27 protein-coding genes are annotated in these 24,908 nt (G+C 62.6%); 18 read left to right on the top strand and 9 right to left on the bottom strand.

Features of this window, described 5'->3' with window-relative positions:
• The first annotated feature begins 71 nt into the window (after positions 1-71).
• Genes NKI15_RS07905 through NKI15_RS07860 form a run of 10 tightly spaced genes read left to right on the top strand, consistent with a single transcriptional unit; the run spans position 72 to position 9,306 of the window.
• Positions 72-854: a heme-binding protein gene (locus tag NKI15_RS07905; protein ID WP_023826387.1), complete on the top strand. Its 783-nt coding sequence runs from the start codon at positions 72-74 to the stop codon at positions 852-854.
• The gene (locus NKI15_RS07900) at positions 851-2,728 is read left to right on the top strand and encodes a methanol/ethanol family PQQ-dependent dehydrogenase (RefSeq protein ID WP_352513838.1); all 1,878 of its coding nucleotides are present in this window, start codon (positions 851-853) and stop codon (positions 2,726-2,728) included. Before NKI15_RS07905 ends, NKI15_RS07900 begins: the two co-directional genes overlap by 4 nt.
• Positions 2,709-3,578 (top strand): substrate-binding domain-containing protein, encoded by an 870-nt coding sequence (locus NKI15_RS07895; protein ID WP_023749960.1) that lies wholly within the window; start codon positions 2,709-2,711, stop codon positions 3,576-3,578. Before NKI15_RS07900 ends, NKI15_RS07895 begins: the two co-directional genes overlap by 20 nt.
• Complete coding sequence (locus tag NKI15_RS07890) at positions 3,575-4,108, top strand: c-type cytochrome (protein WP_023668011.1); 534 nt, start codon at positions 3,575-3,577, stop codon at positions 4,106-4,108. The genes NKI15_RS07895 and NKI15_RS07890 overlap by 4 nt, the downstream gene beginning before the upstream one ends.
• Entirely contained in the window at positions 4,105-5,118 is a 1,014-nt protein-coding gene (coxB, locus tag NKI15_RS07885; RefSeq protein WP_023668010.1) for a cytochrome c oxidase subunit II, read from the top strand. Before NKI15_RS07890 ends, coxB begins: the two co-directional genes overlap by 4 nt.
• Positions 5,115-7,091: a cytochrome c oxidase subunit I gene (gene ctaD / locus NKI15_RS07880; RefSeq protein ID WP_023749961.1), complete on the top strand. Its 1,977-nt coding sequence runs from the start codon at positions 5,115-5,117 to the stop codon at positions 7,089-7,091. Before coxB ends, ctaD begins: the two co-directional genes overlap by 4 nt.
• Entirely contained in the window at positions 7,088-7,693 is a 606-nt protein-coding gene (locus NKI15_RS07875; protein ID WP_023681116.1) for a cytochrome c oxidase subunit 3, read from the top strand. Before ctaD ends, NKI15_RS07875 begins: the two co-directional genes overlap by 4 nt.
• Positions 7,693-8,034, top strand: coding sequence for a hypothetical protein (locus tag NKI15_RS07870; protein WP_023681115.1), 342 nt, complete (start codon positions 7,693-7,695; stop codon positions 8,032-8,034). Before NKI15_RS07875 ends, NKI15_RS07870 begins: the two co-directional genes overlap by 1 nt.
• Positions 8,031-8,909: a cytochrome c oxidase assembly protein gene (locus NKI15_RS07865; protein WP_023748049.1), complete on the top strand. Its 879-nt coding sequence runs from the start codon at positions 8,031-8,033 to the stop codon at positions 8,907-8,909. Before NKI15_RS07870 ends, NKI15_RS07865 begins: the two co-directional genes overlap by 4 nt.
• Complete coding sequence (locus tag NKI15_RS07860) at positions 8,890-9,306, top strand: c-type cytochrome (protein WP_023704605.1); 417 nt, start codon at positions 8,890-8,892, stop codon at positions 9,304-9,306. The genes NKI15_RS07865 and NKI15_RS07860 overlap by 20 nt, the downstream gene beginning before the upstream one ends.
• A gap of 1 nt (position 9,307) precedes the next feature.
• Here NKI15_RS07860 and NKI15_RS07855 read toward each other — a convergent pair whose 3' ends face one another.
• The 8 genes from NKI15_RS07855 to NKI15_RS07820 form a co-directional block, all read right to left on the bottom strand.
• Positions 9,308-10,114 carry a lanthanide ABC transporter permease protein PedC gene (locus NKI15_RS07855; RefSeq protein ID WP_023691435.1) on the bottom strand — a complete coding sequence of 269 codons (807 nt, stop codon included), beginning with the start codon at positions 10,112-10,114 and terminating at the stop codon, positions 9,308-9,310.
• A complete protein-coding gene (locus NKI15_RS07850; RefSeq protein ID WP_023704604.1) occupies positions 10,111-10,836 on the bottom strand; it encodes a lanthanide ABC transporter ATP-binding protein PedB/LutE in 726 nt (241 codons plus the stop codon). Before NKI15_RS07850 ends, NKI15_RS07855 begins: the two co-directional genes overlap by 4 nt.
• On the bottom strand, positions 10,833-11,795 hold the full coding sequence (locus tag NKI15_RS07845; protein ID WP_023704603.1) for a PQQ-dependent catabolism-associated beta-propeller protein: 963 nt from the start codon (positions 11,793-11,795) through the stop codon (positions 10,833-10,835). The genes NKI15_RS07850 and NKI15_RS07845 overlap by 4 nt, the downstream gene beginning before the upstream one ends.
• The gene (locus NKI15_RS07840; protein WP_023704602.1) at positions 11,783-12,958 is read right to left on the bottom strand and encodes a lanthanide ABC transporter ABC transporter substrate-binding protein PedA1; all 1,176 of its coding nucleotides are present in this window, start codon (positions 12,956-12,958) and stop codon (positions 11,783-11,785) included. The genes NKI15_RS07845 and NKI15_RS07840 overlap by 13 nt, the downstream gene beginning before the upstream one ends.
• Positions 12,955-13,626: an ABC transporter ATP-binding protein gene (locus tag NKI15_RS07835; RefSeq protein ID WP_031195825.1), complete on the bottom strand. Its 672-nt coding sequence runs from the start codon at positions 13,624-13,626 to the stop codon at positions 12,955-12,957. The genes NKI15_RS07840 and NKI15_RS07835 overlap by 4 nt, the downstream gene beginning before the upstream one ends.
• The gene (locus NKI15_RS07830; RefSeq protein ID WP_023704600.1) at positions 13,626-14,393 is read right to left on the bottom strand and encodes an ABC transporter permease; all 768 of its coding nucleotides are present in this window, start codon (positions 14,391-14,393) and stop codon (positions 13,626-13,628) included. Before NKI15_RS07830 ends, NKI15_RS07835 begins: the two co-directional genes overlap by 1 nt.
• 10 nt (positions 14,394-14,403) lie before the next feature.
• Complete coding sequence (locus tag NKI15_RS07825; RefSeq protein WP_031243152.1) at positions 14,404-15,438, bottom strand: ABC transporter substrate-binding protein; 1,035 nt, start codon at positions 15,436-15,438, stop codon at positions 14,404-14,406.
• 156 nt (positions 15,439-15,594) lie between these two features.
• Positions 15,595-15,936: a DUF768 domain-containing protein gene (locus tag NKI15_RS07820; protein ID WP_023667997.1), complete on the bottom strand. Its 342-nt coding sequence runs from the start codon at positions 15,934-15,936 to the stop codon at positions 15,595-15,597.
• Positions 15,937-16,123: 187 nt separating this feature from the next.
• Between NKI15_RS07820 and NKI15_RS07815 the strand changes: the two genes are divergently transcribed.
• The 4 genes from NKI15_RS07815 to NKI15_RS07800 all read left to right on the top strand — a co-directional run bounded on the left by NKI15_RS07815 (position 16,124) and on the right by NKI15_RS07800 (position 19,451).
• Entirely contained in the window at positions 16,124-17,080 is a 957-nt protein-coding gene (locus NKI15_RS07815) for an NAD(P)/FAD-dependent oxidoreductase (protein WP_031200197.1), read from the top strand.
• Between the two features lie 165 nt (positions 17,081-17,245).
• Positions 17,246-18,532, top strand: coding sequence for an SDR family oxidoreductase (locus NKI15_RS07810; RefSeq protein ID WP_352513840.1), 1,287 nt, complete (start codon positions 17,246-17,248; stop codon positions 18,530-18,532).
• Positions 18,532-19,014 carry a DUF2269 family protein gene (locus tag NKI15_RS07805; protein WP_023681104.1) on the top strand — a complete coding sequence of 161 codons (483 nt, stop codon included), beginning with the start codon at positions 18,532-18,534 and terminating at the stop codon, positions 19,012-19,014. The genes NKI15_RS07810 and NKI15_RS07805 overlap by 1 nt, the downstream gene beginning before the upstream one ends.
• 110 nt (positions 19,015-19,124) lie before the next feature.
• Positions 19,125-19,451, top strand: coding sequence for a low affinity iron permease family protein (locus NKI15_RS07800; protein ID WP_023681103.1), 327 nt, complete (start codon positions 19,125-19,127; stop codon positions 19,449-19,451).
• A gap of 389 nt (positions 19,452-19,840) precedes the next feature.
• On the opposite strand, the gene NKI15_RS07795 is transcribed toward NKI15_RS07800, so the two are convergent.
• Positions 19,841-20,116 (bottom strand): hypothetical protein, encoded by a 276-nt coding sequence (locus NKI15_RS07795; RefSeq protein ID WP_023667991.1) that lies wholly within the window; start codon positions 20,114-20,116, stop codon positions 19,841-19,843.
• Between the two features lie 239 nt (positions 20,117-20,355).
• Between NKI15_RS07795 and NKI15_RS07790 the strand changes: the two genes are divergently transcribed.
• Genes NKI15_RS07790 through NKI15_RS07775 form a run of 4 tightly spaced genes read left to right on the top strand, consistent with a single transcriptional unit; the run spans position 20,356 to position 24,906 of the window.
• The gene (locus tag NKI15_RS07790; protein WP_023749964.1) at positions 20,356-21,462 is read left to right on the top strand and encodes an NAD-dependent epimerase/dehydratase family protein; all 1,107 of its coding nucleotides are present in this window, start codon (positions 20,356-20,358) and stop codon (positions 21,460-21,462) included.
• Complete coding sequence (locus NKI15_RS07785; protein WP_023714670.1) at positions 21,459-22,532, top strand: GDP-mannose 4,6-dehydratase; 1,074 nt, start codon at positions 21,459-21,461, stop codon at positions 22,530-22,532. The genes NKI15_RS07790 and NKI15_RS07785 overlap by 4 nt, the downstream gene beginning before the upstream one ends.
• The gene (locus NKI15_RS07780; RefSeq protein WP_023725527.1) at positions 22,529-23,821 is read left to right on the top strand and encodes a TIGR04295 family B12-binding domain-containing radical SAM protein; all 1,293 of its coding nucleotides are present in this window, start codon (positions 22,529-22,531) and stop codon (positions 23,819-23,821) included. Before NKI15_RS07785 ends, NKI15_RS07780 begins: the two co-directional genes overlap by 4 nt.
• Positions 23,806-24,906 carry a glycosyltransferase family 4 protein gene (locus tag NKI15_RS07775; RefSeq protein ID WP_023681099.1) on the top strand — a complete coding sequence of 367 codons (1,101 nt, stop codon included), beginning with the start codon at positions 23,806-23,808 and terminating at the stop codon, positions 24,904-24,906. The genes NKI15_RS07780 and NKI15_RS07775 overlap by 16 nt, the downstream gene beginning before the upstream one ends.
• Positions 24,907-24,908: the final 2 nt, after the last annotated feature.

The following is a 24,908-nucleotide window of genomic DNA, read 5'->3' as shown; positions in this document are numbered from 1 at the left end:
CGCACTGGACGTATCCTCGCATTCTGCGGTCTGCCGGGGTGGTCCTTGTTATGTAAACAAATGCCAGGACAATGTATCGCTCGCAGCTTTTCGTACCTCTTTTTGGCCTGCTGTTGCTGATGGGTGGCCTGTTCCACGGGCACGATGCCATGGCGCAGGAGCCCTGTCCGGCCGATCACGATAAGCTGCTTGCAGCCCTCAAAGCCAACGTGAAGGCAAGCGGCGGACCAGCCAATGGCGGCTTTGAAACCAACGAATGGGCAGCCATCGTTGCCCGTGACGGCACTGTCTGCGCGATTGCGTTCAGCGGCCCCACCCCCGACTCGCAATGGCCGGGAAGTCGGCTCATAGCAGCGGAGAAAGCCAACACGGCCAACGGTCTCAGCCTGGCTCAGATGGCCCTCTCTACGGCCAATCTCTATGCGGGGGTGCAGCCGGGCGGGCCGCTATTTGGCCTGCAGGAGACCAATCCCGTCAACCAGGCCGCGGCCTATACGGGCGATCCCAAAACGTTCGGAAGCGCCGGCGACCCGCTCGTCGGCAAGCCGATCGGAGGCGTCGTGGTGTTTGGCGGCGGGCTTGCCCTCTACGACGGCAAGAGCATTGTCGGCGGCCTCGGCGTTTCAGGCGATTCCTCATGCGCCGATCACAATGTCGCCTGGCGTATCCGCGCGGCGCTCGGCTTCGACAAGGTCCCGGCAGGCGTCAATCCAAATCGCAAGGATGCCATTGTCTACGATCTGGACCCCGGCGGCAAAAGCGCTTCGGGCTGGGGCCATCCGCTTTGTGCCGGAACGGAGGCCGACATCGCCGCCGAACTTGGCGCCGGCGTGGGAGGCTCGATCAATAAATGAAAGCTATGCCGCAATTGGCATTAACGCGCGTTGACGTAGAACGCCATACCCGCAAATTGGCTGCCGGGAATTCCTTTGGCGCTATCCTTCTGGTGACGCTGCTCGCCTGCCTGCTGCTTCTGGGCGCTGCGTCCGAGCCTCCTAAAACACCAGCGATCGTACCGCCAGCCGCAGCTTCGCCACCCGATGACGGCCAATGGACGATGCCGGCCAAGAACTACGCGTCGACGCGCTTCAGCGAACTCTCCGAGATCAATGAAGGCAACGTCAAGAACCTGCAGGTCGCGTTCACGTTCTCGACAGGCGTGAACAAGGGCCAGGAAGCAGCGCCGCTGGTCGTCGGCAACACCATGTATATCGTGACGCCCTTTCCCAACTTCGTCTATGCGCTCGATCTCTCCAAGCCCGGCGCCCCGATGAAGTGGAAGTACGAACCCAATCCCGAGCCGGCGGCACAGGGGGTGGCCTGCTGCGACGTCGTCAACCGAGGGGTGGCATTCGCCGACGGGCGCATCTTTTTCAATACGCTGGACGGCCACACGATTGCCCTTGATGCGAACACGGGCATGCCGATCTGGAACACTCATGTCGGCAACATCAACATCGGCGAGACCATCACCATGGCGCCGCTTGTGGTGAAGGGCAAAGTGCTGGTCGGCAATTCCGGCGGCGAGATGGGCGTTCGCGGCTGGGTAAAGGCGCTCGACGCCGGCGACGGTCATGTCGTCTGGATCGCCTATAGCACCGGGCCGGACAAGGACGTGCTGATCGGATCGGACTTCAAGCCGCACTACGACATGGACAAAGGCAAGGATCTTGGCGTCACGACGTGGCCGCCGGAAGCCTGGAAGATCGGCGGCGGCAACATGTGGGGCTGGATTTCCTATGATCCCGATCTGAACCTGATCTTCCACGGCACCGGCAATCCCGGACCATGGAATCCGGATTTGCGGCCGGGCGACAACAAGTGGACGTCTGGCATTTTCGCGCGCGATCCCGACACCGGCGCGGCGAAATGGTTCTATCAGTGGAGCCCGCATGACCTTCACGATTATGACGGCATCAACGAGCAGATCCTGCTCGACATGACCTGGCAGGGCAAGCCGCGCAAGGTGCTGATCCGGCCGGAGCGCAACGGCTATCTCTACATCCTCGACCGGACAACCGGCGAGGTGCTGTCGGCAAAACCGTTTGGTCCGGTCAACTCCAGCAAAGGTGTGGATCTGAAAACCGGTCGGCTGATCGTAAACCCGGACAAGAAGACCGGCACCGGCAAGGTCGTTCGCGATATCTGTCCGACGGCGTCGGGCCTCAAGGACTGGCAGCCTTCCGCGTTCTCGCCGAAGACCGGCCTGCTCTACATCCCGCACAACAATCTGTGCATGGATGAAGAAGGCGTCGAGGTGAACTACATCGCCGGCACGCCCTATGTGGGCATGAACGTCCGCATGATACCAGGGCCCGGCGGTAATCGCGGCGCCTTCACCGCCTGGGACATCGCCGCGGAGAAACCCGCCTGGAGCCTCAAGGAGAATTTCCCGGTGTGGAGCGGCGCGGTGGTGACCGCCGGCGACGTTGTCTTCTATGGCACGATGGAAGGCTGGTTCAAGGCGGTCAGCGCCAAGACCGGAGACCTGCTTTGGCAGTTCAAGACCTCGTCCGGGATCATCGGCCAGCCCATCACCTATCGCGGTCCCGACGGGCACCAATATGTCGCCATCCTCTCAGGTGTCGGCGGCTGGGCCGGCGCCATTGTATCGGGCGATCTTGACCCGCGTGACGCCACCGCCGCGCTCGGTTTCGTCAATGCCATGAAAGATCTGAAGAACGCGACAACCTCGGGAGGCACGCTTTATGTGTTCCGGCTGCCTTGATGGATTGTACTTGACCGTAGGTCCGGCGCGAAAGGGGTGTCAACGGCTGGCGATCGGCATGGCCGCGATCGCCTTCGTGTTCTTGACGGCCACAGCCGACGCACGTGAGCTGAGGGTCTGCGCCGATCCGAACAACCTGCCGTTCTCCAACGCGGCAGGTCAGGGCTTCGAGAACAGGATCGCCGAAATCGTTGCGTCCGATCTCGGCGCCAAGCTGACCTATACCTGGTGGGCGCAGCGTCGCGGCTTCATCCGCAACACGCTGAAGGCGGGCCTGTGCGATCTCGTGCCGGGCACGCCGAGCAACCTCGAAATGCTGCGCACCACCACGCCCTACTACCGATCGTCCTATGTCTTCGTCACCCGCAGGGACGGCCCCGACGTAGCATCGTTCAATGATCCGCGGCTGCGCGACATGCGGATCGGTGTTCAGCTCATCGGCGACGATGGCGCCAATTCGCCTCCGGTCCAGGCGCTTGGCCGCCGCGGTATCGTCGGGCACCTCGTTGGCTATCCGGTCTATGGCGATTATTCCGCCCCCAACCCGCCGGCGCGCATCGTCGAAGCGGTGGCGAGTGGCGAGATCGACCTTGCCGTGGTCTGGGGCCCCCTCGCCGGCTACTTCGCCGCCAGGCAGAAGGTGCCGCTCCGCATCACGCCGGTTGCGCCCCGCATCGACGGACCGCAACTGCCGATGATCTACGACATCTCGATGGGCGTCCGCCGCGAAGACGATGCGCTGCGCGGCGATGTCAATGGCGCCCTGTCCAGGCACAAGGTCGAGATAGATACCTTGCTGTCACAGTATGGCGTGCCGCGCCTCGATGCCTCGGGGAGCCCGGTGCGATGAGAGCCGTTGTGGCCATGCTCCTGTTTCCAGTCCTGGCGCTCGCTGCCTGCCAGCGCGAGGAACGTGACACGCGCCCGCAATCGGCGCTCGGATCGGGCGAGCAGCCGACGCCTGTGACCACGCTGGAGCCCGGCGGACAGCGCCCCCCCGCCAGCGATAACAAGGCGGCGAGCTTCGAGGCCAACGCCTTCCATATGAGCGAAGGGAAACGGCTTTTCGGCTGGTTCAACTGTTCGGGATGCCACGCCAATGGCGGCGGCGGCATGGGGCCGGCCCTGATGGACCAGAAGTGGCTCTATGGCAGCTCGATCGAAAGCATCCATGCCACGATCCGCGACGGTCGGCCAAACGGCATGCCGAGCTTCCGCGACAAGATTCCCGACGACCAGATCTGGGAGCTTGCGGCTTTCGTGCGCTCGCTGAGCGGCAACGCGCCGTCTTCCGCCGCGCCGCAACGCAATGACGACATGATGGCGCATCCGTCGGAAAACCGCATGCCCGACGCGGCCACGCTGGGGAAGTCGCCGTGAAACGTCTCGTCTCGATGGCGTTCGCCACCGCCGGCGCTCTGTTGCTCCAGGGATGCGCGGGCTGGCAATCCGCCCTCGACCCGAAAGGTCCCGCGGCGAGCGAACTGGCATGGCTGATCTGGTTCTTCACCGCGCTCTGCGCCGTGGTGTGGGTGCTGGTGATGATCGCCCTCGTCGTGCCCTTGATGATGCGGTCGCGCGCGCAGGCGGAGCCGCTCGCGATCAAGGCCGGCGCCGACGACCGGAAGCTGCGCGCGGTGATGACCGCCGTCGGGTTGACCGCCATTGTCCTGATCGGACTGACCTTGCTGAGCTTCTTCGCCAACAGGACGCTCGCCGCGATCGGCTCGGATGCCGCACTGACCATTCGGGTCACCGGCCATCAATGGTGGTGGGAGGTGCGCTATGAGGATGCCACGCCAAGCCGCATCCTGACCACGGCGAACGAGATCCATATCCCCGCCGGGGAGCCGGTGCGGCTTCTTCTGACCTCGACCGACGTCATCCATTCCTTCTGGATCCCGAGCCTTTCGGGCAAGCTCGACCTCATTCCCGGCCACATGAACGTGCTCGACCTCAAGGCAGACAAGCCTGGTGTTTACCGAGGTCAATGCGCCGAGTTCTGCGGGGCGCAGCACGCAAACATGGGCACCTTCATCATCGCCGAGCCGCGTGCGAAGTTCGACGCCTGGTGGAACGACCAGTTGCAGCCGGCCGCTACTCCGACGGGGGACGAAGCCAAGGCCGGCCAGGATCTGTTTCTGAAGCGCCCTTGCGTGATGTGTCACAGAATAGGCGGCACGCCTGCCGGAGGAACGGTCGCCCCTGACCTCACCCATATAGCCAGCCGGCAGACGCTTGCCGCCGGGACATTGACAATGAGCCGCGGCAATCTCGCCGCCTGGATAGCCGACCCACAGGGCATCAAGCCCGGATCCCACATGCCGGTGGTGGAGCTCAGCGGCGACGAACTCAACGCCATGGTCGCCTACCTCGAGGCGCTTAAATGAGCAGCGCGGACCTCACAAGCGAACGCGACCTGCCGCCGGTGCGTGAAACCTCTACCGCGGGCGACGTCGCACCCGAGCATGACGGACCGCGCGACACCGGCATGGACGATACCAGCCTGGATCGCTGGCTGGCGCGGACATGGCGCACGCCCCCCGGCATCATCGGCGCGCTGTCGAGCGTCGACCACAAGGTCGTCGCACGGCGCTATCTGATCACCGCCTTCGTGTTTCTGTGCCTGGGCGGGCTCAACGCTGTCGCCATGCGCATCCAGCTCTCAGGGCCGCAGCGCGGTCTGATCGGCCCGGACCTCTACAACCAGCTGTTCACGATGCATGGTGTGACCATGATGTTCCTGTTCGCCGTGCCCATCGTGCAGGCGACAGGCATCTATCTCGTCCCGCTGATGGTCGGCAGCCGCAACATCGCCTTTCCCCGCCTGAACGCGTTCAGCTACTGGATCTATGTTTCGGGCGGCATATTCGCCTGGGTGTCTTTCGCGCTCAACATGGCGCCCGACGTCGGCTGGTTTGCTTATGTGCCGCTGTCAGGCCCCGAATTCGCGCCGGGCAAGCGGGCCGACGTCTGGGCCCAGATGATCACTTATACAGAAGTTTCCTCACTGGCCGTCGCGGTGGCAACCATCGTCACCGTGTTCAAGCAGCGAGCCCCCGGCATGTCGCTGGACAGGATTCCGCTCTACGTCTGGGCAATGCTGGTTACCTCCTTCGTCGTCGTCTTCGCCATGCCCGCGGTGATGATCACCTCGACCTTCCTGATCCTCGACCGGCTGGTCGGCACACATATCTTCAACCCCGCCGAGGGCGGCGACGCACTGCTCTTCCAGCATCTGTTCTGGTTCTTTGGCCATCCCGAGGTCTACATCATCTTCCTGCCGGCGACGGGCATGGTCTCCGCGATCATCCCGGTCTTCGCCCGGCGTCCCGTGTTCGGGCATCTCGGGCTGGTCTTGTCGCTGATCGCCGTCGGTTTCCTTTCGTTCGGCCTCTGGGTCCATCACATGTTCGCGACGGGGCTACCCAAGCTCGGCGCCAGCTTCTTCACCGCGTCGAGCATGCTGATCGCCATCCCCAATGGCGTTCAGATCTTCTGCTGGCTGGCGACCTTGTGGGACGGCAGGCCGGTGATCCGCACGCCGCTGCTGTTCGTGTTCGGCTTCTTTTTCATCTTCGTCATCGGCGGCCTCACCGGCGTCATGCTCGCTTCGGTGCCGCTGGACCTCCAGGTGCACGACACCTATTTCGTCGTCGCCCATTTCCATTACGTGCTGATCGGCGGTTCGGTCTTCCCGCTGCTGGGCGCGGCCTATTTCTGGTTCCCCAAGATCAGCGGCCGCATGATGAGCGAGCGTCTCGGGCGCTGGCATTTCTGGCTGGCTTTCATCGGCTTCAACGCAGCTTTTTTTCCAATGCATCTCGTCGGGCTCTGGGGCATGCCACGAAGGGTCTACACCTATCCGGCCGAGCTTGGCTGGGGCAACATCAACCTGTTCATCAGCGCTGGCGCGGTGCTCTTTTTCCTCAGCTTCGTACTGTTCACTTTCAATCTTGTACACGGCGCGTTGAAGGGCGCGCTGGCCGGAAACAATCCCTGGGATGCCGGTACGCTCGAATGGGCGACGCCTTCGCCGCCGCCAAGCTATAATTTCGCGCGGATACCGATTGTCACGCATGTCGAGCCGCTCTGGGCCGAACGGGAGGCGCTGCCTGTGGCGACCGGTCTCCGCGTCGATGTCCGTGAGCTGTTGATCTCAACCGTGGCGGAAGCCCACCCCGACATTCGCGAGAAATCGGCGACACCGTCGATCTGGCCGCTGCTGGCGGCAATCGCTGTCGGCGGTACGTTTGTCTATTCGATCTTCACGCCCTGGGCGATCGTCTGGGGCGCCGCGCCGATCGCCATCACCTTGATCGGCTGGTTCTGGCCCAAGGACGACCCGGAGGATGAGGGATGAGTGAGCGTCCCAGCTTGGATCTTTCGGACCTCCCAACCTTTGGACATGGTCCGCGCAGCCCGACCTGGTGGGGAACGCTCGGCTTCATGGCGCTGGAAGGCATGGGCTTTGCGTTGGCCGCCGGCGCTTATCTCTATCTCGCCACTTTGTGGCCCAACTGGCGTCTAAGCGCCCCGCACCCCAACCATTGGCCCGGAACGATCGTCACCATCCTGTTCATTATCAGCGTGGTGCCGAATCACATCCTCCACGGCCATGCCAAGCAATGCGCGATCGTGCCGGTGCGGATCGGGCTGGTGGTGATGTCGCTGCTCGGTCTGGCCCCGCTTGTCGTGCGCTGGTTCGAATTCCCGGCGCTGAACATCTACTGGGACACGAACGCCTATGGTTCAATGCTCTGGGTGCTGCTCGGGCTGCATACCACACACCTGATCACCGATGTCGGCGACACCATCGTTTTGACGGTGCTGATGTTCACACGCCATGGCTATAGCGGCCGGCGCTTCGGCGATGTCGGCGACAATGTCTTCTATTGGGATTTCGTGGTGCTGACCTGGATCCCGATCTATCTGCTCATCTACTGGATGCCGAGGCTAGGCTGATGCGTGCGTTGAAAATGGGAACGTCCTGGGGTGGTCTTCTGTCGGGGCCGATGGCTTGGGCAATCTCGACGCAGCTGAACTACGCACTCGTACCATGGCAGTGCAACCGCCAGGTGCCGGTGGTGCTTCCCGTGGCACTGGTGCTCGCCGTGCTTTCGCTGCTCGGCGGTGCCTTGTCATGGCGGGCGAAGCGGCAGGGCGGCGCCGCCTTCAAGCCTGAGCGCACGCGCAGCACCGAGCAGTTCGTCGCCGATCTCGGCATGCTTGCGGCATTGCTGTTTGCCCTCGTCATCATCATGCAAGGCAGCGCGGCTCTCATTCTCGACGAGTGCCTGCGATGAGCTTCGACGCGTTCTTCTCGACCTCGATCTGCTACGGCGCCGGCGCGCCCGAGGCCGGATGGACGCTCGCATTTCCCATCACGTTTCCGCTGGCCGCGATTGCCTTCCTTTATACCATCGGAGCGACTCGGTTGTGGCGCCGCAGCAGCCGAGGCCGTCCCGAGCGGATGCGGCAGGCGTTGTTTTTCGCCGCCGGTTGGGGCGTGCTGACGGCAGCACTGGTCAGCCCCATCCATGCGCTCGGCGAGCGGGTGTTTGCCGCCCATATGATCGAGCATGAACTGCTTATGGCGGTGGCGGCGCCCCTCCTTGTCGCCGCTTGCCCAGGCGCAGTCCTGCTCTGGTCCTTGCCGGCCGCACTTCGCCGCGGGACGGGCAAGCTCATGCGCGCAAAGACGCTGCAATCCGTTTGGGCCCTGGTGATCCGTCCCCTCAACGCGACGATCATTCACGGCGTCGCCATCTGGATCTGGCACATTCCGGCGTTGTTCCAGGCAGCGCTCCAGCAGGGCTTTCTTCATTATGCCCAGCATGCGAGCTTCCTCGGCACAGCCTTGCTGTTCTGGTGGGCGCTCCTACCGCGCCCCGGTCGACAGCAGACCTATGGCAACTCCGTCATGCATCTTTTCTTCACCTCGCTCCATACCGGCCTGCTCGGTGTCCTGCTGCTGATGTCGCCCAAACTCTGGTATCCGGAGAATGGCGCCGGCGCGGCATTGTGGGGAATGACCGCGATCGAGGACCAGCAGCTCGCCGGATTGGTAATGTGGGTTCCGGCCGGCTTGATCTATGGCGGCGCCGCCCTGCTGCTCGCCGGCCTCTGGATAAGCAGCAGCGCAACCAGGGAGGCAACACATGCGCTCCGACCTGGGTAGGCTGATCGGGGGCGCCCTTGCCGCAATCCTGCTGCTGACCGCGGCTGTGGCAGCGGCGACCTTGTGGTCCGACCGGCGCGACCGTGTCCGGCACGAGTCGGATGCGGCGACCGGGGGCGTAGGCGCTCGCGCCATTCCGATCATGACGGCGAATGGCTGCTCCGGCTGCCATACGATACCCGGCGTGCCGGGTGCGCAAGGCCAGGTCGGACCCCGCCTGGACGGTGGCCTTGCCGACAGGGTCTTTATCGGTGGCCTGCTGGCAAACAATCCGGAGAACATGATCCGCTGGATACGCTCGGCGAGGGAAGTCAATCCGCACACGGCCATGCCGTCGACGAGGATCACCGATGAACAGGCGCGGGACATCGCCGCTTATCTCTATGCGTTGAGGTAATTCATCCCTCGCCGCCGCGCCGGGACCACAAGCCCCGGCCGGGGTCATAGCCGATGACCGCCGCGAGGAAGAAGGCGATGAGGCAGCCAAGGACCACAACCGCCGCGACAGGATCGAACCGCAGATAGAGCGCGAAGCGTATCAGCTCGACCGCCGAGCTGAACGGGTTCCAGGCGGCGATTGTTGCCAGCACCGGTCCCGCCTCGGCAAGCCGCCACAGCGGATAGAGCGCCGTCGAGGCAAAGAACACCGGAAAGATGACGAAATTCATGACACCGGCAAAGTTCTCCATCTGTGTCGAAACCGAGGAGACAAGCAGTCCGAACGCGCCAAGCATGAGGCCCGCCAGCACGAGCGCCGGAAATACCGCGACGTAGCCGAAAACGGGCGGCCGCACATCCCAGAAACGCGCGATCAACAGAAACAAGTAGACCAGCGGCACGCCGACGATCACGCTGGCCAGCAGGCGCGCCGCAAGCAGGTACCAGCGCGGCAATGGTGCGGTCAGCAACAGGCGCATGCTGCCCATCTCGCGATCGTAGACCATGGCCAGCGAACTTGCCATGGCATGGAAGAGCAGCATCATGGCCGCTAGCCCAGGCACCACATACACGTCATAGAGAACATAGGTCTGGTAGGGTGGCGTGATCGACAGACCGAGAACGGAGCGGAAGCCAGCGGCAAAGATTGCCAGCCAGACCAGCGGCCGTACCATCGCCGAGAGCAGCCGGCCGCGTTGCCGCAACGTGCGCAGCATCTCCCTGCGCAGGATGCCGTTGAGCGCGCGCACTGCGTGAGACGTTTTCATTCGGACTCCGTCAGCGACGCGAAGGCCTCGCCCGTGCTCGCCACACCGAGATCGGCAGCCAGCCGATCGGCGCGGCCGGCCCACCGGATTGTGCCTCGATGCAGCACCACCACATCGTCATCCGCCGTTAGTTCCTCCAGAAAATGTGTTGCCCACAGGACGGCAATGCCGCGCTGGCGGCAAAGCTCCCGCACGTGCCGCTCGAGCGCGTGGCGGCCCGGCACGTCGAGCCCGGTGGTCGGCTCGTCCAGCAGCAAAAGGCGTGGGCTATGCATCAGAGCGCGTGCTATCTCGACACGGCGACGCTGCCCCCCGGAAAGCGCTCGGGCAGGATCGTCGATCCTGTCCAGCACATCCAGCCGGCCGAGTTCGTGGATGGAGCGCTCCTTGCTCAAGGCCTGGCTAAGGCCATGCAAGGCCGCGTGGTAACGCAGGTTCTCGCCGGCTGTCAGATCGAGATCGAGGGTCGGCAACTGGAAGACGACGCCCATCTGCGCCAACGCGGCGGACGGGTTGACATCCATCGCCTGGTCGAAGACATGCACCGAGCCGGAGCGGGCGTGATAAAGACCGGTGATCAGCGAGAACAGCGTTGTCTTGCCGGCGCCGTTGCGGCCTAGCAAGATGCACATCCTGCCTTGGGCCACAGAGAAGGAGACGCCGTCGAGAACCCGCCGGCTTCCGAAACTATGGCCCAGATTCTCGACCGACAAGGCGTTCATGGCCCGATCACGACGCCCCACGGTCCCCGCCCCACCGGCAGCGATTTCACCACCTCCTGGTTTTCCAGATCGATAAACGAAATATCGCCGGAATTCCCGTTTGCGCTGACCAGGCGCTTCTGGTCGCCGGAGAGCGCAACGTGCCAGGGTCGTTGACCAACAAGGTAGAGCCGACGGACCGTCAGCGTTTTAACATCGACTTCCGCAATCCTGTTGGCGGGGCCGAGCGCCACATAGACCGTCGTGCCATCGCGGGACGTCGCCATGCCGACCGCCTGCACACCCTCGCGTCGTATACCCGGCACCTCGAACTCGACTTTGCCGGTCTGCGCGCGCGTTGCCGTGTCGAAGACGGTGACGGTGCCCCGGATCTCCGAGGACACCCAGAATTGCTTACCGTCCGGCGAGAATAAAGCCGCGCGCGGCCGGGTATCGACCAGCAGATTGTCGACGAGTTCAAGCGTGCCTGCGTCGATCAGATGCACCATGCTGGTGGTCTCCGAAGTGCAGGCGACATAGCGGCCGTCGGCGCTGGCCGCCATTCCTTCCGGTTCGACGCCGACATCCACGGTGCCGATGACCTTGGCCGCGGCGATGTCCACCACCGACACCAGATTGTCATTCTCGTTGGCGACGAACAGCCGCTTGCCATCGGGATGGACTGCGAAGAATTCCGGATCGGCTCCCGAAGGCAATTCCCCGACGACCCGCCGCTTCGCGACGTCGACCACGTCGATGCGGTTGTCGTCGCCTTCCGCGACGAACAGCATCTTGTTGTCGATCGACAGTGCCAGCCCGCGCGGACGGCGGCCGACATCGATCGTCGCCAGCAAAGTCATTGTCACGCCGTCGACGACCGCGACGGTATTATCCTGCTCATTGGAAACGTAGATGGTCTCGGCGGCGGCGGGAGCAGCAAGAGCGAACGCCGCCAACAACAGCGTCATCAGAACTTGCATGTGCTCTCCTCCAGGTCTATGCCCAGCGTGTCGAGCGGCGTGCGCTGATGCAGGAAGCCCGGTTGCGGTGAGCTGGAAATCAAGAGGCGAGGCCCGGCGATCAAAATGGGCTGGCGCATCTGTCCGTCCCAGGGACGGAAACTAAGCCCCTGCCCCTTGAAGCCAGCGAGAAGAAACGCGTCGCCGCGTATATATCTGCCGATTGCCGCGGGATCGAGACTGTGCAGGCGCGTCGCCGCTTCGCCGATACTGCGCACAGCGAGCCAGGCCGCGTAGTCGCTGGGCAACATCCAGCGCCCTGCCTGCCTGTGGAAACGGTCCTGCAGTTGCGTGGCGCCCCATTCCTCGCTGACAGCGCTCCAGCCTGTGGCGACCAGCCCTTGCGTGCCGGCGACGATTCTCGGCAGCGCGGTGCGGCCCTCCAGATAGGCGCCGAATTCATCCGCCACGTCGGCGACCACGAGCACATCATAGTCGCTGACCTGCGTGACCGCGGGTATTTCGGTCTGCAGCGTGACATGCCCTGTATCGGCACGTCCGTTGGCGGGCCTGAATGTCCACGGCTGGTCGATCGTGATCTCGGCTCCGAAGCGAGCCGCCGCCCGTCGAAAGGCCGCAGCCATCGCCTGATCCTGCGAATGCGGCCCCACAAGCAGGAACCAACGCTGCCAGCGCTTCCAGGCGAGATATTGCGCCAGCCCGTCGGCGAGCATGGCGCGGCTCGGGATCGTGTGCAGCACGTTCCCACGGCAGTCCTGCTGGCGAAGCACGTCGTCCGGCGCCCGGCTGTTGAGCAACGTCATCTGCTCGGCACCGGGCGCGGCACTGGCCTGTAGAAGCTGACTGGCGTCGAGATCGGCGACGACAAAGGCGATGCCGGCATCGGCGAATTGTCTTACCGCGTCGTCCGGCGTTTCGGTTGGTTTCAATATTCTTTCCTCCAGCCGAAATTTCTGCCCAAGAAACCGGCCGGTGCTTTCGTCGTCGGCAATGCCGAGCCTTGCGCCTTGCAGGCCGTCATCGGTGACGGCTTCATCAAGGGGTCCAAGGGGCAGAGCCGGTTTGCGCTCCTGGCCGATATACCCGATCACCATCGTCTGTTGCTCGGTGGCGCCAGGGCCGGTGATCAGCAAAAGAAAGAGAAGGCCCAGCAACAGTCTCATTGTGTCGCCCCCAGCCCAAACCGCGACGATCCCGCTTCATCGCCACCAGAGATTGCGACATCGCGCACGATGCGCGCCGGCGATCCCTCCAGGACAATAACCCGATCACCCAGCGACGAGGCATATGCGAGATCATGCGTAACCAGCAGCGTGGTAGTCCGCCGACTGGCGAAACAATCCTGCAGCAGGCAGCGCATGGCTTGCGCGGTCGCCTCGTCGAGTGAAGCGAATGGCTCGTCGAGGAGGAGTAGCGCAGGCTCCATGGCGAGCGCCCGGGCAAGCGCTACGCGCCGCGCCATACCGCCCGAGAGTCGCTGCGGATAGCTCTTCTCATTGCCTTTCAGACCGACAGCGGCAAGCCACCGGGCCGCATCGGGCGCGCGATCCGGGATGGCCAGCTCTACATTGCGCAAGGCGGTGAGCCAGGGCAGCAGCCTCGGTGTCTGGAACAGCATGCCTATCGGAAGCGGTCGTCCGCTCACGCTGCCGCGAAATTCGCGGTCGACGCCCGAAACGATCGACAGCAGCGTCGACTTGCCGACACCGGAAGGGCCGGTCAGGACGCAGACCTGTCCGTCGGCTATATCAAGCGACAGCGCGCGAAAGATCGTCCGGCGCTGGCCGTCGTCACCGGGGAAAGTCTTGTCCTCGATCCTGATCCTCAGCATCAGCGTCGCCAGGCGAACAGACGACGTTCCAACGGCACAAGCAGTCCATACTCTATGGCAAGCATCACAACGCCGAAGCTGATCGCATAGGCAAGGATGTGGGTGACGTCGAAGTTCTGAAAATAGACCTGTAGCTGGAACCCGACGCCGTTGGAGCGGCCGAGCAGTTCGGCGAGCAACACGATCTTCCACGTCAATGCCAGCCCGCTGCGCAGGGTGACGAGAAAGAACGGCGCCAATTGCGGCAGCACGACATGCCGCAGCTTTGCAGCACGCCCGAAGCGATAGAGCTCAGCCATTTCGGCAAAGTCCTTGTCCAGCCGGCTGGCGCCTTCACGAATAGTCACCACGACATTGGGGATCTTGTTGAGCGCGACCGCAAGGACAAGCGCAGTCTCGGCAAGACCAAGCCAGATATAAATTACAATGACCGTGATCAGCGCCGGCATGTTGAGGAGTAACACGATCCAAGGCCTCATCCATATGTCGGCTCTGTGCGAGCGGCCTGCCGCGTAGCCAAGGGCCGCGCCGATGACGATTGCCGACCCGAGGCTTGCCACGACGCGCGCAAGCGAGATGCCCAAATGGTATGGCAGCTCGCCCCGAACCACTTCGTGCAGGAGAACCGAAACAACCTGGACCGGACCAGGAAACAGGCGATCGGCGGCGATCGATGATGCAATCTGCCAGACGAGCACCATGGTCAGCAATGCCGCAGTCGATTGCCAACGCTGCATTGTGATGGGGAACGCTGGGACATCGGTCATTGGCGCGAGCTCAAGCCGGTATGGCCCGGAAGACACCAGGATCGAGGCTCGTCGCCTTGCCGACCAGATCCTCGCCGCCCAATTCGGCCAGGATTGCAAACAACCGGGCCGCGCCATCACGTTCGTCTTTGCCGAACCGACGAGGGATTCCGGCACGATAGGCGGCGCGTAGCGCCGCCTGGAGGTGAGGATCGTCCGTGCCCAATTGAGGCGCGAGCACCCGCCATTCGTCGTCCGAAGACTCGAGCAGCGACTTCGCTGCCGCAGTGGCGCTCGTGAATCGCTCGAGGGCGATCGGGTTGGCCCGCGCCCAGCTTTCATGGAAGACGTAGCCGAGCATCGGCAAGTCCACGGAAACGCCAAGCCCCTGCAGGATTTGAGCGACACTGAGCAGAGGCCTTGCCCCCTCTGACTCGAGACGGGCGGCGAAATTCCAGAACGTCAGCAGTGCATCCAGTCGCCCCGCCAGAAATTCCTGCTCCAACAAGGGCGGCGCGCCGAACACTGGCTCCACCTCTTCAGCAAGATCGCGCTTCACCTGACGGAGGCCGAGCGCGCGCAACAGGATCCAGCTTTTGTCCAGCGGACCACCTGCGATCCCCAGCCTTTTGCCCTTGAGGTCCGCAAGAGTTCGAATGGGCGAGCCTTGCGGCAGTTCCAGCGCGCCGACGGCACGAGAATAGGGATAGAAGACCAGATCGGCGCCTTCGCTGCGCTGGCGCATGACCCAAACCCAATCCGAAACGATGACGTCGACGCTGCCCGCCAGCAATGCGGTCTTACCGGCTTCGGTACCGGCAAGCCGCTGAGCCTCGATTGATACGCCGTGCACAGTGTCCAACGCATGTCGCCGCATGACGTCAACTTCCCAGGCGGCGGTGCCAAATCCCAGCACGCCAAATCGCACGAGCGGCGATGGCTGTGGCGCGGCTTCTGCGGAAGCACCCAATAGCCAGCAACAAATACCCGCAAGAGCGGCCCGCCGCGAGATGTGACCCTGATCATGCCGGGTCAGCCATTCGCCTGGAAGGGTAGCAGTCAGCACGGGCGCACCGGGTGTGAAGGAACTTTCCTAACGCCGTGGCGGCAGGAATGTTCCTCAATGGTGCATGGAACTAACGGGAAGCACCTAAGGTCCGTTTTTCAGCTCGTATAGCAGCCCGGGGGGCTTGTTCAGGCGAACAGAAGAAGGTGTCAGGGGCTACGGTCCGCTCTTGGCATCATCGACCTCCAACGCGTCCATTACAGGTGCCGGATCGCTCTTTTCGGAGCTCGGGCTCTGCACCCCGGACCCGGCGTTCTCGATCGCTTGCACGATAGCATCTTCGATGTTTCCGAGTTCGTCCTCCCTTACTTCACGCCCATAACCAGCCACCTCGGCATCTTGCTCGAATTGCTGAGCGAGCACCGCGACGCTGACTTCCTCTCGACCAGGAAGTGTGCCGACATTCTCCTGTAGCCAGTTTTGAAAAAACTCTCTGGTCGCGCTCATCTCAGACCACCCTTTCGCCAAACTAAGCGCGACGATGAGCCGAAGTTCCATGATGCATTCACTTTCCCAGTGGCGCTGTACTCACAGCGTTGGGAGCCACGAGGTTTTTGCAGCTTGATGAGGCAGTGGCCTTTCTCTTCACGACTCGATTGGAGTTCACTCTTATCGCGCAGTGTGCATCCTGATTGCGTCCATTTCGACCCTGTGGAACAAGCTTGTTGAGTTGAAGTTAGGCCCTATGCCAAGCTTTTCGGGCGAACCAAGTTTTTCGGGCGAACAAGTTTTTGACGTTGCCATCGTCGGCGGCGGCCCCGCGGGGCTCGCTGCAGCCATGTATTTAGCCAGGTTTCTGCGTTCGGTGATCTCGCTCGATGCGGGGCATGCGCGTGCCAAGCTCATCCCAAAATCCCGCAACTGTCCCGGCTTCCCCGACGGCATCAGCGGGGAAGAACTGCTCGGCCGCCTACGAGCCCAGGCACAGCTGTACGGCGCGAGCCTTGTCCATGGTTGCGTAGGCCACGCCGAAAAACGCGAGGGTTTTTTTGTCCTGACGACCACCTGCGGGATTGTCCAAGCAAGGCGCGTGATTCTGGCAACGGGCATTGTGGACAAGGCACCTCCCATTGAAAGACTGGAGGAGGCGATCGCAACCGGCATTGTCAGACTGTGCCCGGTTTGCGATGCATATGAGGCCCGGGGTAGCCGCATCGGCGTTGTTGGTCCGGAGCATCTCGCCGTCAGGGAGGCTCTGTTCCTGAAGGGATATGGCAGTCAGGTCGCCTTGCTCGCCAATAACCAGGATGATGTTTCCGAAGCTGCCCGCGGCGCCGCCTTGGCAGGCGGAGTTGAAATCTGGGACGCTGTCGATGACCTGATCCCTCGACGAACCGGGTTCGATGTCGTCATGGCCGAGGGCGCCCCGATGCGCAACATCGATGTGGTGTACCCTTCGATGGGCAGCGACGTACGCTCCGAACTCGCGGTTGCTCTGGGGGCTAACTGTGACGCAGAAGGCTATGTCCTGGTCAACCGACACCTTGAGACTTCAACGCCAGGACTCTATGCCATTGGCGACGTGGCCGAGGGGCTCAATCAAATTGCTGTTGCGTTCGGAGACGCCGCCAAGGCTGCAACTCACATTCATAACGACCTCCGCGATTGCGCCGAGCCGGCGACGAAATTCCGGCGAAGTTGACCTACAGATGCGAACGCACCCTACCGGCTCATCTTTGGCTGCGTTGATGCCCGGAACTTGTTCCACCCGGCGTGAGACTGCTGACTTCGTCTTTGCTAGAGTTCTCTCAGGCGCAGCCGCTGGGTTGGTGGAAGGGCACGCGCCGGTGAACGGCTGGAGGAAGGAATGAAAATTCTCGTCACCGGCGCGTCAGGTCTGATTGGAGCCGCGCTTTGCGCGCGCCTGGCCGGCGAGAGACATGAAGTGGTCCGCGTGCTTCACCACGCAGACACTGGCGTCCACCCGGAGATCCCAACCGTTTCCCTGGATATGGCGCGGGCCTTGCGACCTCAGGACTGGACCCCCTATCTCGCCGGTGCGGACGCCGTCGTAAACTGCGCCGGCGTCCTCCAGGATAGTGCCCGGGAAAACACCCGGCATGTCCATTCTACCGGCGCCTCGGCTCTCTTCACCGCGTGTGAGCAAGCAGGTGTGAACAAGGTGATCCACTTTTCTGCCATCGGGGTCGATCGCCAGCAGCCGTCCGCCTTTTCCGCCAGCAAGCTCGCTGGCGATGAAGCACTGATGGCACGTAGCCTTGACTGGGTCATCCTGCGCCCCTCCGTAGTGCTGGGAAGGCCGGCCTTCGGCGCAAGTGCACTGTTTCGCGGCCTCGCAGCTTTGCCGCTCTTGCCATTGATGCCCGACACGGGCCGTCTCCAAGTCGTTCAACTCGATGACGTCATCTCCACCGTCCTGTTCTTCCTCAAACCCGGCAGCCCATCGCACCTCACGCTGGACCTGGCTGGGCCCGAGGCACTTTCGATGAGCGAGGTCGTGGGTCGCTATCGCCGCTGGTTCGGATGGAGCAGTGCTCGGGAGTTCATCTTGCCGAATTGGGCCGCAGCTATCTTGTACAGGTTCGGGGATGCCGCGGCTCAGCTGGGCTGGCGCCCGCCGATGCGCAGCAATGCAGCAAAAGAGATTGCCCGTGGCGCTGTCGGCGATCCCCAGCCGTGGATGACGGCGACCGGCATTCAACCATCAAGTCTTGCATCTGCACTGCGTTTAAATCCTGCGACCGTGCAGGAGCGATGGTTCGCCGGTCTTTACTTTGTCAAGCCGGCGCTCTTTGTCGTCTTGCCGCTCTTCTGGATCATGACCGGCATCATTTCCCTCACCGCCGGCTGGCGCAGCGGAGTTGACTTGCTGATTGGCACTGCTGCCGGCCCCTTGGCCGAACCGGCGGTAGTCGCCGGCGCGCTGGCTGACATCGCCGTCGGGGCGCTTATCGCCTGGCGCCCAACCAGCCGGCTTGGTCTTTTCGGCGCAATCGCGGTATCGCTTTTCTATGCGACCGCTGGGAGCATTCTGCGGCCGGATCTTTGGCTTGAGCCACTCGGGCCGCTGATCAAAATCCTCCCGATCCTCGTTCTGCATTTTGCAGCGCTGGCCATTCTGGAGGAACGCTGATGATGTACTTCGTGCTTAAATACCTGCACGTGATCGGCGCTGCTGTGCTGCTCGGAACTGGTGCCGGCATTGCTTTTTTCATGCTTTTGGCACACCGGACCGGGAATGCCGCGACGATCGCAGCCGTCGCCCGCATTGTCGTGCTGGCTGATTTCCTGTTCACGGCTACGGCCGTTGTCGCACAACCTCTGACCGGACTGGGCCTCGCTAGGGTTGCGGGGTATTCGCTGTCCGAAGGATGGATCGTTCTCTCGATCCTGCTCTACATCTTAACGGGCCTGTTCTGGCTGCCTGTCGTGTGGATGCAGATCGAGATGCGAAATCTAGCCACACAGGCCGCACTCTCCAACCAACCTCCTCCCGAGCGCTACCATCAGCTGTTCAGACGCTGGTTTGTCTTCGGCTTCCCAGCTTTCGGCGCCGTGCTCGCCATTTTCTGGCTGATGATTGCGCGCCCGGCAATCGAGTGGTCATCGTTGTAGCTGCGACCGGCAAGCACTGCGCCGTGAATTCATCCGTCGCGCCTAGCTGGCTCGTGCCGGCGCGATGCACTGCGGTCGGGAACCACGGTCACTGCCGCGAGTTCTTTCGCATGGCCAATCATCCCGTCACCGGCGTGCTTACCTCAATCGGCACATTAACCTCCCGCCCCGCGGCATTCCTGATCCTGTTGGTCTACGCAATCCTTTGGATGATCTTCGAGCGACAGACCCTGGACTGGCATGGAGCGGCTACCTTGTTTACGTGGGCCATGACGCTGTTCATCCAGCGTGCCGAGCACCGCGACACTCAGGCCATTCACGCCAAACTGGATGAGATCCTGCGATCAGACCACAATGCCTCGAACATCACGCGGATCGACGATGAAGAGCCCGAGGAGATCGAAAAACACCGCCACCGCAGGCAGCAGGACGACTGATGAGCGGCGTTTTGGTTTCACGGCAGGGGGAGTAGAGGGTTTCCAGCTTTTGGCGCCTATCCGGCCGTTGCCGCCAAAACCACCACCCTGCTAATCCTCGCTCCAACTCGGCGTTACGGCGCCCGGCGTTGATCTCTCTTCCCGCCCGGTTTCGCTTCATTCAAGGTTCTCCGTGATAAGGCCGAACTCAACGGCCTCGGGCAGCAGTTCGTCGTCGCCCTTCGCATCACTTCTCCTCCTGCGCTCAGGGCTCCGATTCTGCTCAGGCCTTCGATCCTTGCTGCGGCTGTGGTTCAGCGACCGAAGGATCGGAGCCCTCTATTGTTCTACCGCATCCAGAAAAATTTGCCCGAGAACCAGGTCAGGCAAATCGGCCGGCTCGAAGTGCGTCATTCGCCCTTCTGGTTGCGCTCGACGAACTTGTTGAAACGGCTGGTTTGTCCGTCACCAGTCTTGGACTGGTAAAGAAAGGCCAGATCGTTCTCGTCGAATATGCGGAAGAACTCATCCCATTCGACCGGCTCGAATGCTTCCTCGGGTTTGCCGAAGTCGATCCGCAGGATGCCGCCCGCGCCTTTGGTGCGAACCACTGCCGGCCGTCCATCCCGCTCCTCCGCCCATTTGCGGATTTCGTCGTGATTGGTGGTCGTTTGCGACTGGGACATTGAAATCTCCTTTGATCATCGGCGTTGCCAACATCGGGCATCGTCGGGGCTGCCGGCGTCCTAACAGCACAAGGGCGGCAATGTTCCGGCACGGCGCGGCGAGCGCGATGTGGCTGCTTCCGAACGAAGCCGGCCAAAGGAACTTTGTTGAAGCCAAGGGAACAAACCTTTTGCCGAAAAGTTCGGGTCGCCAAGATTACCTGTCTGAGTCGCCAAAATTACCTGTCTGAGGAGTGGTCGTGAAACGGATATTGGTTACAGGGGGCTGCGGCTTCATCGGCCGGCATGTCGCCCAGGAACTCATCGAGCAGGATTATTCGGTTCGCATTTTGGATGTGCTGCTGGAGCAGGTGCACGCAGGCGAAACAGTCGCCCTTCCCGCCGGGGCCGAGCTGATCAAGGGCGACATTCGGGACCGGGAGGCGGTCGCCAAGGCGCTGGAAGGCGTTGACGCGGTCATTCATCTGGCCGCGGAAGTCGGCGTCGGACAGTCGATGTACGAGATCGCGCGCTATGTCGGCACCAACGATCTCGGCACCGCGACGCTGCTCGAGGCGCTGATCAAACATCCAGTCGAGCGCATTGTCGTCGCCTCATCGATGAGTGTCTATGGCGAGGGCCTCTATGCTACATCGGACGACCGGCGCATCGACAATGCCCGGCGCAAGGCGAGCGACATCAAAAACGGGCAGTGGAATCCGCTGTCGCCGGAAGGCGAGCCCCTCTCCCCCCTGCCGACGGACGAGGAAAAGCCGGTCGATCTCGCCTCTATCTATGCGCTGACGAAATACGCCCAGGAACGCGCCGTGCTGATCTTCGGCGAAGCCTATGGCATTGATGCGGTCGCGCTGCGCCTGTTCAACGTCTTCGGCGCCGGCCAGGCGTTGTCGAACCCCTATACCGGCGTGTTGGCCAATTTTGCTTCGCGTCTCGCCAACGGCCAACGGCCAATGATCTTCGAGGATGGCGAACAGAAACGCGATTTCGTCCATGTGGATGACGTCGCCCGCGCCTTTCGTCTTGCGCTGCAGCAACGCCAGGCAAGGGGTCACGTCATCAACATCGGCAGCGGCCGAGCCTATGCTATCAGCGACGTCGCGCGGGTACTTGCCGAGGCCATGGGAACGCCGGACCGCTCGCCAGAGTTGCTCGGCAAGGCGCGCTCCGGGGATATCCGCAACTGCTTCGCCGATATTTCCAAGGCCCGTGAGCTGCTCGGTTTCGAGCCGAGGCAACAACTGGAGAATTCGCTCGCCGATTTCGTTTCCTGGGTGCGCAACTCGTCCGCCATCGACCGCGGCGCCGACATGAAACGCGAGCTTGAAGAACGTGGGCTGGTGTCATGAATACGCGCAATCGACGCGACGCGCCCGTCGCCATTGTCGGCGGCAGCGGCTTCATAGGATCGAACCTGGCCGACAGCCTGTTGTCGGATGGCGAGCCGGTGCTGGTGATCGACAATCTCAGCCGCCCCGGCGTCGAACAGAACCTTGAATGGCTGGCGCAGAAACACGGAAGCCGCCTCATGGTCGAAACGATTGACGTGCGCGACGCCAACGCGCTTGCGCCCGTTCTGAAGAGTTCCAAGGCGATCTTCCACCTGGCCGCGCAAACCGCCGTCACAACGAGCCTGGTCCAACCGGACGAGGATTTCGACATCAACCTTCGGGGAACGTTCAATGTCCTCGAGGCGGCGCGGCTGAGCAGTGAGTTTGTTCCGGTGGTCTTCGCCAGCACCAACAAGGTCTATGGCAGCCTGCCCGACGTCGCGGTGCGCGAGGACGGCGATCGTTACCTGCCTTGCGACGGCATCATCCAAGCGAATGGCATCGACGAGACCCACGGCCTGGATTTCTGCACGCCCTATGGCTGCTCCAAAGGCGCGGCGGACCAATATGTGCTCGACTATGCCAAATCCTACGGCATGCCCACGGCGGTGCTGCGGATGAGCTGCATCTACGGGCCGCGCCAGTTCGGAACCGAGGATCAAGGCTGGGTCGCGCACTTCCTGCTGAGTGCGCTGACGGGACGTCCAATCACCATTTACGGCGACGGCAGACAAGTGCGCGATATACTGCATGTCTCCGATGCGGTCGCCGCCTACAGGGCCACGCTCGATCGTATCGAGACGACCAAAGGCCAGGCATTCAATCTTGGCGGCGGCCCCGATAATGCGATCAGCCTGCGCATGCTGTTGAGCGAGATCCGTAGCTTGACCGGCCATGAGCTTTCGATCCGCCATGATGGCGAACGCACCGGCGATCAGCCCTTCTTCGTCGCCGACACCCGCAAGATCAAAGCGATGCTTGGCTGGAAAGCTCGTGTTTCATGGCGCGAAGGCATTCGCGATCTCGCAGACTGGCTGCAACAACACCGGCTCCAGCCTCGCCCCGAAGTCGTGAGGTACGTCGCATGAAAATCGCCCTGGTAAACCCGTTCTGGACCTATGACGACAGCATCTATTTCGGCTGCCGCCAACCACATCTCCCGCTGGAACTCGGCTATTCGAAATCCCTCCTCGAAACAGCCGGCCATGAGGTGTTGATGCTGGATGGGCAATTGCAGAAGCTCGACAACTCGGACCTCTCCGAGCGTGTGGCTGATTTCGCGCCTGCAATGACGGTCGTCAGTACCGCCCCGACTTATCTGTTCTGGCGCTGCGCACCACCCGAGTTGCGCGTGCCGGCCGATTTCCTCAACCGTCTCGCCGGGCGCGGTGGACGCACAGTCGCGGTCGGGCCGCATGGCTCGGCTACGCCCGCGCCAACCTTGCGCAAGCTTGGCGTCGACATTGTTGTGCGCGGCGAATGCGAGGAAATCGTCGCGGAACTTGCCCGGCGCGACGACTGGAGCGCGGTCCCCTCGACCGCTTACCTGCGCGACGCCAAGGTGGTTTTGAACGGCGGCGTCCACGCCAGCTCGTTTGTCGATCATCCGCCACTCCAATGGCCATCAGACTGGATCGCAGCCCATTCGCATCACCATCACAGGTTCGATGACAAGCAGGTTGGGTTCGGCGCGGAGGTCGAAGCATCGCGCGGCTGCCCCTACAATTGCAGCTTCTGCGCCAAGATCGATTTCCGCGATGCCTATCGCCGCCGAAACCACGAGGCTGTCATAGCGGAAATCGATGGGCTGATTGCCCAGGGGGTCGGCTACATTTATTTCATCGATGAAATCTTCCTGCCGCAAAAAGCGCTGCTGGAAGCGTTGATCCATCGCGACGTGAAGTTCGGTGTGCAGACCCGCATCGACCTTTGGAAGCCCGAGCTGCTGGAACTGCTCGGTGCGGCTGGCTGTGTCTCCATCGAGGCCGGCCTCGAAAGCCTGACCGTGGAAGGTCGTGCGATGCTGGCGAAACGCTGCCGGCTGGGTACCGAGGAACTTGCCGCGCTGCTCGTCAATGCCAGGCGTCACGTTCCGTTCGTACAGGCCAATCTGATCGGCGTCGTCGAGGATGACCCTGCCCTTGTGGACTACTGGCGAACGCACCTGATCGACAACGGCGTGTGGGCCAATGAACCCGTACCGCTTTATCCATATCCGAGTTCGCCAAGCTATCGCGAGCTTTGGGGCGAACCCGACGACCTCGCCTGGGAGCGCGCCCATGATCACTATCTCGCATCATTCCAGAAGTTCAGCGACATCCAGGAAAGGCGCCCGCGTCCGCTGGCGGAACTGGAGGCGACATGTTGCGGACACTGACGCCGCGCTCGCGGCGCATCCTGATGACGGTCGACGCCGTGGGCGGCGTGTGGCGCTATGCGCTCGACCTGGCCAGGGAACTTGTCAACGGCGGCGATAGCGTGGTGCTTGCCGGCCTCGGTCCGCCACCGTCCAGGCAGCAGGCCGACGAGGCGGAGGCTTTCGCGAAGCTGATCTGGCTGAACACGCCGCCGGATTGGATGACCCGCAACGGCGGTGATCTCGACGCGCTGCCGCGGGAGTTGCATGCGCCCATGCGCGACCACGCCATCGACCTTGTCCATTTCAACGCGCCTTCGCAGGCGGCGGGATTCGACGCGCCATGCCCGGTCGTGGTGGTCTCCCATTCCTGCGTGACGACCTGGTTCCATGCGGTCAGAGGACAGGCGGCGGATGGGGCATGGGCCTGGCAGAAGGAGCGCAACAGACGCGGCATGGATCGGGCCGACGCGGTCATCGCGCCGAGCCGCAGCCATGCCGACATGCTAGAGACCTGCTACGGCCCGATCGCGCGCTTGAGTGTGGTCACAAATGGTGCCCGTCCTCTGCCGAAGGCCGAAAAGCATCAACCGCTCGTCTTCGCCGCTGCCCGCTGGTGGGACGAGGGCAAAAATGCGGCGGTGGTCGATCAGGCGGCGTCCCTGACGCGATGGCCTCTGTTTGCCGCCGGTTCGACGAACGGCCCAAACGGCGAGCATGTCAGCTTCAGCCATGCTGTTCCTCTGGGAGCAGTGCCGTCCGATGAGGTGCGTTCGTTGATGGCTCGCGCGGGTATTTTCGTATCGCCATCGCTCTACGAGCCATTCGGCCTGGCCGCGCTGGAAGCCGCCATGTCGGCTACGCCCCTGGTGCTTTCCGATATCGCCACCTATCGCGAACTATGGGACGGGGCCGCGATATTCTTTGACGCGCGCGATCCGCACGATCTCGCTGCCTGCCTCAACCGTCTCTCCAGCGATGCCGAGCTCCGGCGAGAGCTTGGCCAGGCAGCCATCCGACGCAGCCGCAGGTTTAGGCTGACAAAGCAGACAGCGGCTATGCGCGGCGTCTACGACAAAGCGGCCTTAGCGATGGCGGAGCGCTGATC

It is taken from the genome of Mesorhizobium sp. M0862 (assembly GCF_040319795.1).
Taxonomy (GTDB): Bacteria; Pseudomonadota; Alphaproteobacteria; order Rhizobiales; family Rhizobiaceae; genus Mesorhizobium.
The sequence above is the reverse complement of the archived record's forward strand: the minus strand, read 5'-3'. Positions and strand labels throughout refer to the sequence as shown.